Source organism: Salipaludibacillus neizhouensis, assembly GCF_002886185.1.
GTDB lineage: Bacteria > Bacillota > Bacilli > Bacillales > Salisediminibacteriaceae > Salipaludibacillus > Salipaludibacillus neizhouensis.
Window position 1 is genome coordinate 2,614,968 of sequence record NZ_KZ614146.1, and the last position, 13,856, is coordinate 2,628,823.

The 13,856-nt window shown below is 38.5% G+C and carries 13 protein-coding genes; 2 read left to right on the forward strand and 11 right to left on the reverse strand.

Annotated elements, in window-relative coordinates; all coding sequences use genetic code 11:
• Window positions 1-225: 225 nt before the first annotated feature.
• The 9 genes from CEF18_RS12430 to CEF18_RS12470 form a co-directional block, all read right to left on the reverse strand.
• Window positions 226-1,317, reverse strand: coding sequence for an AI-2E family transporter (locus CEF18_RS12430; protein WP_110936772.1), 1,092 nt, complete (start codon window positions 1,315-1,317; stop codon window positions 226-228).
• Between the two features lie 203 nt (window positions 1,318-1,520).
• A complete protein-coding gene (locus CEF18_RS12435) occupies window positions 1,521-1,709 on the reverse strand; it encodes a hypothetical protein (RefSeq protein WP_110936773.1) in 189 nt (62 codons plus the stop codon).
• A gap of 24 nt (window positions 1,710-1,733) precedes the next feature.
• Entirely contained in the window at window positions 1,734-2,207 is a 474-nt protein-coding gene (locus CEF18_RS12440) for a PRC-barrel domain-containing protein (protein WP_110936774.1), read from the reverse strand.
• Between the two features lie 44 nt (window positions 2,208-2,251).
• Entirely contained in the window at window positions 2,252-4,543 is a 2,292-nt protein-coding gene (gene recD2 / locus CEF18_RS12445; protein WP_110936775.1) for an SF1B family DNA helicase RecD2, read from the reverse strand.
• A 17-nt stretch (window positions 4,544-4,560) separates the two neighbouring features.
• Complete coding sequence (locus CEF18_RS12450; protein ID WP_110936776.1) at window positions 4,561-5,226, reverse strand: tetratricopeptide repeat protein; 666 nt, start codon at window positions 5,224-5,226, stop codon at window positions 4,561-4,563.
• Window positions 5,227-5,319: 93 nt separating this feature from the next.
• The gene (mnmA, locus tag CEF18_RS12455) at window positions 5,320-6,429 is read right to left on the reverse strand and encodes a tRNA 2-thiouridine(34) synthase MnmA (protein ID WP_110936777.1); all 1,110 of its coding nucleotides are present in this window, start codon (window positions 6,427-6,429) and stop codon (window positions 5,320-5,322) included.
• Between the two features lie 18 nt (window positions 6,430-6,447).
• Window positions 6,448-7,596, reverse strand: a complete 1,149-nt coding sequence (locus tag CEF18_RS12460; protein WP_110936778.1) for a cysteine desulfurase family protein — start codon at window positions 7,594-7,596, stop codon at window positions 6,448-6,450.
• Between the two features lie 332 nt (window positions 7,597-7,928).
• Window positions 7,929-8,348, reverse strand: coding sequence for a cysteine metabolism transcriptional regulator CymR (gene cymR, locus CEF18_RS12465; RefSeq protein ID WP_110936779.1), 420 nt, complete (start codon window positions 8,346-8,348; stop codon window positions 7,929-7,931).
• Window positions 8,332-9,003 (reverse strand): YczE/YyaS/YitT family protein, encoded by a 672-nt coding sequence (locus CEF18_RS12470; RefSeq protein WP_110936780.1) that lies wholly within the window; start codon window positions 9,001-9,003, stop codon window positions 8,332-8,334. The genes cymR and CEF18_RS12470 overlap by 17 nt, the downstream gene beginning before the upstream one ends.
• 298 nt (window positions 9,004-9,301) lie before the next feature.
• On the opposite strand from CEF18_RS12470, the gene CEF18_RS12475 reads away from it, so the two are divergent.
• Window positions 9,302-10,624 (forward strand): AAA family ATPase, encoded by a 1,323-nt coding sequence (locus CEF18_RS12475; RefSeq protein WP_110936781.1) that lies wholly within the window; start codon window positions 9,302-9,304, stop codon window positions 10,622-10,624.
• 190 nt (window positions 10,625-10,814) lie between these two features.
• A complete protein-coding gene (locus tag CEF18_RS12480; RefSeq protein WP_183040872.1) occupies window positions 10,815-11,510 on the forward strand; it encodes an RsfA family transcriptional regulator in 696 nt (231 codons plus the stop codon).
• A gap of 192 nt (window positions 11,511-11,702) precedes the next feature.
• Here the strand turns inward: CEF18_RS12480 and CEF18_RS12485 are convergent, their stop codons facing one another.
• Both CEF18_RS12485 and CEF18_RS12490 read right to left on the reverse strand, forming a co-directional pair.
• Window positions 11,703-12,422, reverse strand: coding sequence for a LutC/YkgG family protein (locus CEF18_RS12485; protein ID WP_110936783.1), 720 nt, complete (start codon window positions 12,420-12,422; stop codon window positions 11,703-11,705).
• Window positions 12,422-13,849 (reverse strand): LutB/LldF family L-lactate oxidation iron-sulfur protein, encoded by a 1,428-nt coding sequence (locus CEF18_RS12490; protein WP_110936784.1) that lies wholly within the window; start codon window positions 13,847-13,849, stop codon window positions 12,422-12,424. Before CEF18_RS12490 ends, CEF18_RS12485 begins: the two co-directional genes overlap by 1 nt.
• Window positions 13,850-13,856: the final 7 nt, after the last annotated feature.

Genomic DNA, 13,856 nt, shown 5'->3' on the forward strand with positions numbered 1-13,856 from the left:
TCACTCACTTGTCACCTCAACGAATAACGATCGTGTACCGGCGAGGTTTCACTCGCTCTCAGGAGTAGCATCCATCAATCTTCATCCAGAATTTCTTTCAGCCAAGGAAATTCCTCTCTTAGTGGTATGATTCCACAATTGGATGGGCTTCGATTTCAATCTCCGTCATCAATTTTTAAAATAAGTATATGTATAAGCATATTATAGGAATCGAATGGTCATTTGTCAATCATAGCTCCCTTTTCTGTTTCTAATAATCCGACGGAAATGTAAGATAAATACTTTAATTACTGCTAACACAGGTACCGCTAAGATAAGACCGATGATTCCAGCAATTTCATTACCTGCAACTAATGCAAAGATAATAAGTAATGGATGCATGTGTAAACTTTTCCCAACAATTACTGGAGAAAAAATATTACTTTCTATATTTTGAATCACTAAAATAAGGATTATCCCATAAAAAACAAGCTGTACCGACTCAGTCAAACCTACTAATACTACCGGAACCATTCCTAAAATTGGTCCGAAGTATGGAATAATATTCGTCAATCCAATAAATATCGCTAGCAACAATCCATACGGCATATCAATGATCCAAAAACCTATCCAAGCTAATAAGCCAACTAATATACCTACAATAATCTGCCCACGTATGTAACCACCAAGAGCTTCATCCAGCGAATTTACTAATTCTATACTTTCAGAACGAGCACGCATCGGCGTAATGTACCAGCTTACTCTCTTTAATAGTGGCAAATCCTTTAATCCGTAAAAAACCACAAATGGAATCACTATAAATAGTAAAATCCAATCAAAGAGACCCATGAGTAACGTTCCTATTTTAATAATAGAATCCGCTATCCACTCTTCTCCACTTTTTATCCATTGATCTAAATGTACAGAAAATGATTCCGGAAGAAAATCGATTTGGTGATGTACGTCAGAAAGTAACTCTCGATAGCCATTTGCCATAGAAGGGATTTGTTCTAGTAATTCTTTTCCTTCTTGAATGACGTATGGGATGGCCTTCATAATAATACCGCTCATTACTACGATAAATAAACAAAATAAAATTAAAATAGATAACGGCCTGGGAACATGGAGAGATTCCAATTTTTCCACAAGAGGATGAAGTAAGTAGATAATAAAACCGGCTATAAGAAATGGAAGAAAAACAACCATTAGCTTTTGAAGAAAAGGCCATATAATACTTAGTAGCAGTATGAATCCACATAGTAAAAATGATGTAATAGTTATTAATATAAGGATCATGAGCCAACGTTTAATTTCTTCATTCGATCTTTTTTTAAACATATTCTCCTCCGTGACGCCGTTTGTGAAAACACTGAAAAGGTAGACGTAGTGAACCGTCTACCTTTAATTACTTGTTACTGATTAACAGGACTCTTCCCCTCGTGCTTACCAAATTGATTTACTACTTGAAACCTAGGGTAAAAAACATGAAACACCCGATCATCTTGGTTATTTCATGCCAATTTACTCTTTAAAGATTCGTTTTATAAATCAATATTTCTTTCTTCCTCTGCGAATAAATCATCAAGGGAGCTCAACGATCCATCAACTTCCACCTGGTGGAGGTGTAACTGACCATCCGTAATCGTGAGTTCAATAAAGCAACCCCAACAGTAGTATTGACTCGTACCTATTTTTCCTATATCTTTGCTTTTACAATTTGGGCATCGCAATTTCCGACCCTCCTAGGGTACTTCTTACTGAACAATGATGGAAAGGCAATCTTTCTCATTATGAACAGTAGAATGATTAGTTCGTATGACCTTTATTCCTTTAAAATCCTCAAAAAGGCCTTCCGTCACTTGATACCCTATAATTTTACCCGTACTTGGTAAAAAATATACGTCTTCGATAATTCCTACCATGTCCCCATCCTCTTTTTTGATCACCTGTCCCATTAAGCGATCATTTCCATGGAAGAACCGTTTATTTTTTTCCGTAACAGGCAAAAGAGAGTCGGTTGTATTAACATAAAACCCTTTTTTTGTTTCTCCATTTACCAGTGATAGTGCTAGTGCATGCTTTTTTGTCCACCATTGACCATTGTCCAGCCAATAACCCGTTATAAGGTTAGCTGTCAGGTCATACATTAGGTCAGTTATATTGCCAAGTTTCCGGTTCGTTTCTCCGCAAAAAACGGATGCTCCCTTGACTTTATTAAATGTTCTCAAGGACATCACTCCTTTGAACATTCTTAGTCTTTGGCAGCACCCGATTATTCATTCCTGTATTCTGTTTCCAATCTTATTTGGGCTAATTTTTCCTTCAAGGTAGTGTTACGTTCCAGATCCCGATTTGTTTCTACTGCCAGCTTCAATGCCTCCCAATCTCCACATAACAACAAAAATTCCTTTGCCCTTGTCACACCTGTATAAATCAGTTTTTTTCGTAACATTCGATAATATCCTTTAACTACAGGCATAATAACGATAGGAAATTCGCTTCCTTGAGATTTATGAATGGAACAACAATAAGCATGAGTAATTTGGGTTAAGTCAGGCTTGGTATAAACCACTTCTTGTCCGTCAAATGTAATGATGATTTGTAATTGTTTCTCCGTATTTTCTTTTTCAGTGAAAATCGAAACAATTTCACCTCTGTCTCCGTTGTAAACATTGTCTTCTGGATTGTTAACAAGCTGTAATACCATGTCGCCTACCCTGTAAACGATATCTCCAAATGGCACTTCTCTGCGTTGATCCGTTTTAGGATTGAATAAGGTTTGCAGCATGTTATTTAAATTTTCTACTCCAGCAACTCCCCGGTACATTGGAGCTAGCACTTGGATATCTCTTGCGGCATACCCTTTTTTCATAGCACTTTTACATATTTGCATCACTGCTTCCGGGACTTTTTGTTGATCACAAGGAAAAAAACGTAAGTCTTTACTTTTTTGATCAATAGCAGCTGGAAGTTCGCCATCTTTTATTTGGTGCGAAAACTCGATTATTTGTGAATCTTCAGATTGACGATAAATATCCGTCAAACGAACAGCCGGAATCACGTTAGATTCTAATAAATCAGCGAGCACTTGTCCTGGACCAACGGAAGGAAGTTGATCTTCATCCCCCATAAAAATGACCTGCATAGAATTTGGAATGGCTTTTAACAGTTGATTTGCTAGCCACGTATCCACCATAGAGACCTCATCTAAAATAAGAATTTCTCCTTCTAGTTGATCGTCTTCTCCTTTTTCGAAATAATCATCATCCGCTCCTTTATAACCAAGCATGCGATGAATCGTCGAGGCAGGGAGGCCGGTTGATTCGGTCATCCTTTTTGCAGCTCTTCCCGTTGGAGCTGCCATTAAAATTGGATATTTTTTGGATCCACTGTATTCTCCAGGATCGATGGATATCCCCTTCAAGCGTCCAAAAACTTCTATCAACCCTTTAATAACCGTTGTTTTTCCGGTCCCCGGTCCGCCGGTAAGTATCATCATTGGTGAGTGAAGCGCCTGTTGTATGCCTTCTTTTTGTGATGGTGCATAACTTAAACCAAGCTCTTCTTCCACTGCTCCCAAGGCTTTTAAAAATTCCGACTCTGGATATTCGTCCATTTCTTTTTTGTTTAAAAGCAATCGTCCCAGATTTTTTGCAATGCCTTGTTCAGCAAAAAATAAAGATGGTAGATACATATTTTCTTGTTCGATAATTATTTTACCTTCTTCACCAAGAGCAATAACTTGATCGGCAACATCCAATGCTTTGATGTCTTCATATGTATCTTTTTCGAGTAATTTTTTTGCTTCTTCCACAATCATTTTCTGTAAAGCAAATACGTGTCCGTCACTTAAGGAGTAATCCTGTAAGACAAATAATATTGCTGCTTTTAATCGATCCGGATGATTTCCAGTGAGACCCTGCTTTCTGCCAATAAGATCGGCTTTAGCAAATCCAATTCCATCAACGTCTTCCACCATTCGATAAGGATTGGATTGAATCACGGTTAAAGCCTCTATTTGATATTCACGGTAAACCTTCATCGCAAGCTGTAATCCAAACCCGTAATCATAGAGTTTTAAGAGAACTTGTTCAATTCCCTGGTCCTCTAACAGAGTTTTATAGACATAATCAGCTTTTTCTTTTTTAAGCTTTGTCACCTTCTCTAAAACAGTACGATCCTCTAGAATACGAGATATCGCATGGACGCCTAACGAGCCGATAATCGATTCGGCTGTTTTTTTACCGATTCCGGGAAATCGGTCACTGGATAAATACAAAATAATCCCTTGTTCCGTTTCCGGAATCACTTTTTGAAATTGCTCGAATTTATATTGTTTTCCGAATTTGGGGTGATCAGAAAAGTGCCCTTTAAATAAATAAGTAAGCTCTTTTTCAGGCTCTGTCATCATCCCTACAACAGTCACTTCTTTATCATTCAACTTTTGTGAAGACTCATTCACTCTTATTTTAGCAACTGTATATAGAGAATCTACGCTATGAAAAACCAAATGAAGAAGCTCCCCTTTTATATAATCTTCTTTTTCTTCATTTGACTGTTCCATGCTTTCCACCACCTTGTTTATTCTCCCTGACGGAGTAGTTCTTCCATTTGGATCTTTGCATTGGCACTTAATTCATGGTCCGGTTGTATTTCAAGCGTCTTATCAAACAGCTCTAATGCTTTTTCAGCATCGTTTTTCATTGCATAGGCGACTCCTAAATTAAAATAGGCATCTGAATACTGATCATCTATCTCAATCGCCCGATTAAACTGAATCATTGCTTGATCGACCTCTTCCGCCTGTGCCAAGCACATACCATAATGGAAACGTGCATCCACGTCTTCTTCGTTAAGTTCCACTGCTCTGCTGAGACTAGGTAACGCTCTCCGGTAGTCTTCCAGTAAATAAAAACTCATTCCGAGCATATAGTAAACGTCTCCTTGTTGAAGACCTTTAACAATTGCCTCTTGATAAACATCAATCGCTTCTGTGAATTTTTTTTGTGTATAAAATACATTCCCTTTTCCATAGTATGCTGTCGCTAAATCTTCATCCATTTCCACTGCCTTATCATAAAAAACAATTGCTTTATCATCTTCACCAACGGCCGATAATAGATTACCGAAATTCGCGTAGGCGATAGCGTCTTTAGGATTTTCCTCAATTGCTTCATTTAATAGTTTCGCTGCTTCTTCAATATTTCCTTCTTGCATTTCTTTTACCGCTAATTCATTTTTATCCATATTAATCGCTCCTTCTCAGAAAAACGCGTAGCGTCTTTTTTCTAAAATAGTTCTTATCCTCGGACAAAGAAAAGGACTGATTTTATAAAATCATCAGTCCTTCAATATTTCGTCAATTGTTCCACCACCGAGACATACTTCCCCCTGATAAAACACAACAGATTGACCAGGTGTGACCGCTCGTTCCGGCTCATCAAATAACACCTTTACACGACCATTATTCAATGGTATTAATTCCACACCATGATCTTCTTGGCGATATCGAAATTTAGCAGTGCATCTAATGTTTTCTTCAGGAACTTCTCCACTGACCCAATTTAAACCATCCGCAATTAATCCGTTTGAATACAGAGCATCATGGTGATAGCCTTGTCCCACCAATAAAGTATTAGTTTCCAAATCTTTACCGACAACAAACCAAGGCTCTCCAGCACCACCAATACCTAGCCCTTGACGTTGCCCAAGTGTATAGTACATCAGTCCATCATGTTGCCCTTTCACATCGCCGTCCACTGTCTTCATATCACCAGGTTGAGCAGGTAAATACTGACTTAAAAACTCCTTGAAATTTCGTTCACCGATGAAGCAAATTCCGGTACTGTCTTTCTTTGAAGCTGTTGCCAATTCTGCTTCATGAGCGATTTCGCGGACTCTTGGTTTCTCGATCTCCCCAATCGGGAACATCACATGTTGGAGTTGATCCTGACTTAACGCGTTAAGAAAATAAGTTTGATCTTTGTTGCGGTCTTGCCCGCGCAAAAGTTCCACTTTTCCTTCATCTGTCCGTTTCACTTGAGCATAATGACCAGTAGCCACATAGTCAGCACCTAACGACATAGCATGATCTAAGAAAGCTTTAAATTTAATTTCTTTATTACACATGACATCCGGATTCGGAGTACGTCCGGCTTTGTATTCTTCTAAAAAGTACGTAAATACTTTGTCCCAATATTCTTTTTCAAAATTAACCGCGTAATACGGAATGTCTAGCTGATTACACACCCGAATGACATCATCATAATCTTCTGTTGCCGTACAAATACCATTTTCATCCGTATCATCCCAGTTTTTCATGAAAATACCGATGACCTGATATCCTTCTTCCTTTAACAAATGCGCGGTAACAGAGGAATCTACCCCACCAGACATTCCTACTACTATACGTGTATCTTTTTTAGCTTTTTCTGATACGTGAGTATTCATAAACACTCACCTCCTTGACTACTTTATCTGACTTTCTAATCGTTTCATAACGTTGACTACTTTTTGAGCTGCTTCCTCAATTTGTGCAAGATCGTTCCCTAGTCCGAAACTAAATCTAACAGCAGAGTGACTTCTATTTTTATCATTAAACATGGAGGTAAGTACATGAGAAGGATCAATCGAGCCGGCTGTGCAAGCCGAACCACTTGATACTGCTACACCATCCAAATCCAAGTTCATTAATATAGATTCGACATTGAGTCCAGGAAAACTGACATTTAATATATGAGAAAGAGCCTGTTCCTGATTTCCATTGACTTTGAAGTTTATCATTTCCTGTTCAAAGCTAGTTAACAAGATTTCTTTGAATTGAGTATAGAGTAATTTTCTCCTCTCACTTTCCTTCAAAGCTAGTTCGAGTGCTTTCTGCATACCTACAATTGCTGGTACATTTTCTGTTCCCGACCGTCTTTTTCTTTCTTGCTCTCCACCATATTGCAATGATGCTAAATGGATGCCTTGCCTAATATATAAAAAACCTGTTCCATTCGGTCCGTTGATCTTATGACCCGAAGCTGCCAATAAATCCACACCTAGCTGGTTCACGTCTATTTGCTCTGATCCAAAAACTTGGACAGCATCTGTATGAAAAACCGTTTGGTGTGCTGCCAATACTCGTCCTATCTCTTCAATTGGCTGTATCGAGCCTACTTCATTATTTCCGAACATAATCGACACAAGAATTGTTTCATCGGTTAAAGCATTTTCCAAGTCTTCCATTGAAATTTCACCATGCTCATTTACATCTAAATACGTCACAGAATACCCTGATTTTTCAAGATGTTGAAACGCATGTAACACAGCATGATGTTCTATTTTAGTGGTTATAAGATGGTTTCCTTTATCATTGTTCGCAAAAGCATAACCAAGTATTGCTAAATTATCGGCCTCAGTACCACCACTGGTAAAAACAATTTCATCAAAGCGGGCATTTATTTTCTGAGCGATGAACTCTCTCGCTTCGTCAAGGCCTCTTCTAGCTTCTCTTCCGAAATGATGAATACTTGAAGGATTACCAAAATAAGTTTCAAAAAATGGCTTCATCGCTTGAAAAACCTCGGGATGCATCGGAGACGTAGCCGCATGATCCAAGTATATTCGTTCCATCGTCTTTCACACCTTCTCTAAGAAAAACGGCAGTGCCGTCTTTTATTAAATACAGCGTCAGCTTCCGCCGCCATCTTTTAAGTAGCAAGGATGGGTTTCCCTTGATACTTGCGGCGTGAAGGTAGCTGTCAACTTATACATTCTTATCTACCTAAGAAAAACGCGTAGCGTCTTTTATTAAATGCAACGTCAGCTTCTGCCGCCATCTTTTAAGTAGCAAGATGGTCTTCCTTGCTACGTGCGGTTTGAAGGTAGTTGCCCTCTTTATACAGAACGCATAGCGTCTTTTATATTATAATGCTTCGCAGGTAACTTGATCAAACGAAGAACCTCTAAATGTAGAACATAAAATTTTCCTGTTCCCCTGTATCTTCGTATGTTGCTAAATCATCAAGTGTGGTGGAATCAAGAACATCTTTCACCGCATCGCGAATTTTTATCCATAAATCACGTTTTGCCGGCTCTTCATCATCAATAATTTCTACTGGCGTAATCGGTCCCTCCAGCACACGAATGATATCTCCAGCTGTAATTTCTTCCGCTAGTTTTCCTAACATATATCCACCGTAAGCACCTCTGACACTTTTAACGAGCATCGCATTTCTTAACGGTGCTATCAATTGCTCTAAATAATGTTCCGAAAGATTATGCTCTTTGGCAATAGATTTTAGTGATATTGGGCCTTCTCCATCTTTTTTTGCTAATGCTATCATAATTGTTAGTCCGTATCTTCCTTTAGTTGATATTTTCAACATGAATCCTCCTTTCCATTTTTCTTTCTATTCGTGTATCCATCCATTTTTGACAATAGTTTAATGAGAAACCAGTTACATGCCCAATTAAAATACTAAATAAGATTGTACCGACGAACACTGGTCCACCAAGTCCCCATCCTGCGATTAAGACTAGTACTTCCATAAATATCCTCACACGGGCAACCGATGCTCCCGTTTTTTGTGAGAACGCCAGCATAACGCTGTCTCTAGGACCTGCCCCACATTTTGGAGATATATAAATTCCAATACCAAAGCCCATAATAAATATTCCAAAGACAAGCATGCAAATTTTTACAACCAGTAATTCAGGAGTTGCTAGTAAAATCAGAAAAATATCCACAAAAACTCCAACAAAAATCATATTTAAATAGGCACCTAATCTCGGCCATTCTTTTGTCATTATTGTAGCTAAAACAAGTAATATGAATCCCATGATTATTGTCCAAGAACCGATCGTAAGCCCAAACTGATTGGTCAGACCAATGTGGAGCACATCCCATGGTGCACTTCCTAAATCAGCGGAAATCATCAAAGCAATGCCAAAACTCATTACGATAATTCCAAAGAGAAAAACGCCCCATCGAAACCAAGGCGTTTCCTGATGTTTGTTCCTGGTGTATGCAAGAGTCATAAAACGTCAACCCTCTCTATTTTTAACGAGCAAATCATACTTTATTGATGTTTAATTGTTGTTCGTTTAGTAAATTCATTATAGCATAGATACAGGAGATCTGTTCCACAGGAAGCAGTGGTATATCTATTAAAGGTACTTCATTTAACCTCTTGCATTCTATCGGTAAATGCTAAATAGTGCAATGAAATCCAGCTTTAATAATAAAAATAGAATTTTAGCTCAAGATTCATCACCTGAACGAGACATCTTACTGATTAATTTTATACATCATAATCCTTAAAAAGGTGGTATACAAATGGATTTATTTCATTATCCTAACAACGATCAACCAAAGGGTCCTTTAGCTTCCCGAATGAGGCCGAGGTCACTTCAAGAAGTCATTGGGCAAGAAGACATCATTGGGCAGGGGACTTTATTGAGAAGAGCGATTGAAGCTGATCGTCTCACACCCATGATTTTTCACGGTCCTCCCGGCACTGGGAAAACAACACTGGCAAGAGTTATTGCTAACACTACTTCGGCCCGATTTGAACAGTTGAATGCTGTACAGTCTGGCATTAAAGATGTCAGGGAAATTGTCCAACAGGCAAAAGACCGACTCAAATTTGAACAAACAAAAACTGTCTTATTTATTGATGAAATCCATCGTTTTAATAAAGGACAACAAGACTCTTTATTGCCCTTTGTTGAGGATGGAACAGTCATTTTAATCGGAGCCACAACAGAAAACCCGATGTTCGAAGTCAATCCTGCTCTTATTTCACGTTCCCGTCTATTTCGACTCCATTCTCTGACAAATGAAGAAGTAGGTCGCGTCATCGATCAAGCTCTGGAAGATAAAGAAAGAGGATTTGGAAATTATACGATCCACATTGATGAAGAGGCTTCTACTCACATTATTGATATCGCAAATGGTGACGCAAGAACTGCTTTAAATGCGATTGAATTAGCTGTTTTGACAACGGACCCAAATGATGAAAATATCATTAAAATTGACCTCAACACTGCAGAAGCATCTATTCAAAAAAGGATGATTCGTTATGATAAAGCTGGAGACAACCATTACGACACTATTTCAGCTTTTATAAAAAGCATCCGCGGTTCAGATCCCGACGCAACTTTGTATTGGTTAGCAAAAATGATCTATGCAGGAGAAGATGCGCGTTTTATTGCTAGAAGATTATATGTACATGCAGCAGAGGATGTTGGACTTGCAGATCCTAACGCACTATTAATTGCTGAAGCTGCCTTTCATGCAGTGGAGTTTATCGGAATGCCTGAAGCGAGGATTCCGTTAGCTGAAGCAGCACTTTACTTAGCAACAGCACCTAAGAGTAATGCCGTAATTAAGGGGATTGACGATGCACTAAATGCTGTAGAAAAAGAAAAAGCTAGCGATATTCCTGTCCATTTACGTGATGCCCATTACAAAGGAGCATCTAAACTTGGGCATGGCGAAGGCTACTTATATCCTCATAATTATGAGAATCATTATGTCGTCCAACAATATCTTCCCGAACACCTTAAAAACCGAACATTTTACTCTCCATCCACGAACGGATATGAAAAAACAGTTCAGAAACGGTTGGATTACTTTTTACAAAGAAAAGAAAAATAGTTTTATAAGAAAAGAGAAATAATTGTAATCAAGATCGCTATTTCTAGGTACTAATCGATTGTCTCTTTATCTTAATAATTTTCCATATTATGTATTACGCAAACTTATTTTATCTCGTTAGTATACTTTCATCCTTCATTGACCATGTTAATAGAAAAGAAAGAAGATTAGTAAGAAAGGAATGAAAATGATGAAAGTTAGACAAGATGCATGGTCACATGAGGACGATTTATTATTAGCAGAAACAGTTTTACGGCACATAAGAGAAGGTAGTACGCAACTAAATGCGTTTGAGGAAGTTGGAGATGCGTTAAATCGAACGTCCGCTGCATGCGGTTTCCGGTGGAATGCAGTTGTTAGAGATAAATATGATGATGCAATTAAACTAGCAAAGAAACACCGCAAACAAAAGAAACGCCAGATGGCGCAGGATTCCAAGCCACAAGTCCAAAAAGGATTCGATCAGGATATGGAGCCCTCCTATTCGTTTGTGGAAGAGTTCAACAAACATCAATCTCAAGAGTTCGAATTGCCTCAGCGTGCGGAACTTCCACTCCCACGAACTAAAAGTGTACAAAGTAAACCAGAACGTGAACTTAGCTTAGACGAAGTTATCGTGTTTTTGCGGTCTATGAAAGGATCTGGATCTAAAGCAACGCTTTTAGAGCAAGAAAATACAGATCTTAAGAATAAAGTGAATACGCTGGAACAAGCATATTCACAATTGAAGCAGCAACATCTAGCGATACAGGAAGATTACCAATCCATTATTCAAATTATGGACCGCGCAAGAAGGATGGCGGTACTTGAGGAAGAATCTGTTGACAGATCGGCGGCTGCTTTCAGAATGGATAAAAACGGAAACCTGGAAAAAGTAGCGAAATAACATATTTTATTAGATAGAAAGTGAGAATCACTGAAGATAATCAGCGATTCTCACAAATAATCTATCGACTAACCAAGGCTAGAAAACGTAAGCGCTAGATTTTAGCGCTTTTTTTGTTTTGATTTTCTGAATATTTTTCTTTCAGATATATTGACTAGTATCTTTGATAGTAATCAATTGCGATTATCATTATTACATATCATCGATAACAATATATGTTACCTCAACGGGTCCGTGTACTCCGACAACGAGCCTTAACTCGATATCTGCCGAGTTACTTGGTCCAGAAATGAAATTAATACAGGAAGGTGTTCTACCTTCATTTTTGGAGATTTCATGAATTTTTTCTGAAGCTTGTGTCATTCTTGGTACTATTGTACTTTTAGGGATAATTGCCAGATGCTTTTGTGGTAATAAGCTAACGGATCTGGCTTTTCCACTATCACTCAGTAAAACAACCGTTCCGGATTCCGCTAATGTAATATCGGAAAATGTAATGCCTATATTTGCTCTTTCAGCAATTTCGATATTTTTTTTACCAAGATCACTTTTCCATTCATGAACAGATATACCCTCCTCTTTTTCCTGAGTGAGTGCAGCCGTCAATCCATATGTTTCAAACCGAGAGTCATTCCAATAAACAATTGATTCTCCTCCCAACTTTTGGATCACTTCATGAAAGATTTCTTCTAGTTCATTCATTTTTGTCACAACTACATTCGCATGAATTTTCTCACATTGGATGACAAATTGGGCTAACAGCTCATCCATACTTAAACCTTTGAACACATCATACTGTGGCGCTTTTTTCCAGGCAGGAAGTTCCACTTCTTTTGTCTGCCTTTTTCTTCCAAGTTGATTTGCAATTTTATCTAGAAACTTGTCCTGATTTTGAATGGTTCCTGTTGCCATTAGTCATTACCACCTTTCTCGCGATTGTTATACCATTTTCTAAATGACTGACCTGTGGACTTTGGTAAATTACGAATATCCGTCCATAATTTAATCGGTCCAGCCCCTTTACCATCGCCATCTTTACCAGCAATAGTATTAATAAATGTGGGTGCGCCTTTTATACCCATTTGATAAAGACTAGGTGTACTTGCACCAAAAGCATATCCTTTCATCGCCAATTTTTCTCCGAATGACGATTTGCCTTCTTGTTCCACAATAATACGACGGTGCTCCACTAATTGCTCGTGCAATGGAATTTTTACTGGACAAGCATCGGTACAAGCAGCACATAGAGACGAAGCAAAAGGAAGCTCTTTATAATCTTCATATCCCTCTAATAATGGAGTTAATACTGCTCCTATTGGACCTGGATAGATCGAGCCGTAAGAGTGGCCACCTACGTGTCTGTAAACAGGACAAACGTTAATACAGGCTGCGCATCGAATACACTGCAACGCTGACTGGAATTTAGTACCTAATATTTTTGATCTGCCATTATCAACAATTACCACGTGAAATTCTTCCGGACCATCTACATCTCCTTGCTCTTTTGTTGCCGTTAATCCCGTAATGTAACTCGTCAATTTTTGTCCGACTGCACTGCGGCAAAGCATCGTAACAAGAATATCAAGCTCCTTCCAAGTAGGAACGATTCTCTCCATACCCATCACCGTAATCTGTGTTTCCGGTAACGTAGTCGCTAATCTTGCATTGCCCTCATTTGTTACAAGGGAGACACTTCCGGATTCGGCTACAGCAAAATTACAGCCAGTAATTCCTACTTCGGCTGCTAAGAAATCTTTTCTAAGTTCCTGACGTGCAAACTTTGCCAATTCATCTGGATCGGAAGTTTTATCATATTGTCTTTTCTTATTAAATGTTTCTCTAATTTGTTCTTTGTTTTTATGAAGAGCAGGTACAACGATATGTGAGGGTGGATCATGATCATCCAATTGTAAAATCCACTCTCCAAGATCAGATTCCACCACATTACAACCGATTTCTTCCAATGCTTCGTTCATACCAATCTCTTCCGTGACCATTGATTTTGATTTGACGATGTTTTTTGCATTCTTTTTTTTGACGACAGATGTAATGTAATCATTCGCTTCTTCAGCATTTCCCGCAAAAAATACATGTCCTCCTTGCTTAGCAACATTCCGAGCAAACTGTTCCAAATAATAATCCAAATTTTCAAGCGTGTGCTGTCTAATCTCTTCCGACAGGTCTCGCCAGTCTTCCCAATTCCCTAATTCTTCCGTCACTTCTATTTTCCGCCCCTCAAGACGGCTTTGTGCCTCCGAAACGGCTTTTCGCATAAATGTATCTTTAATACCTTTATCAACCCTATCAAAAAACTTTTCATTACTAATCTTCACACCCATATAATCA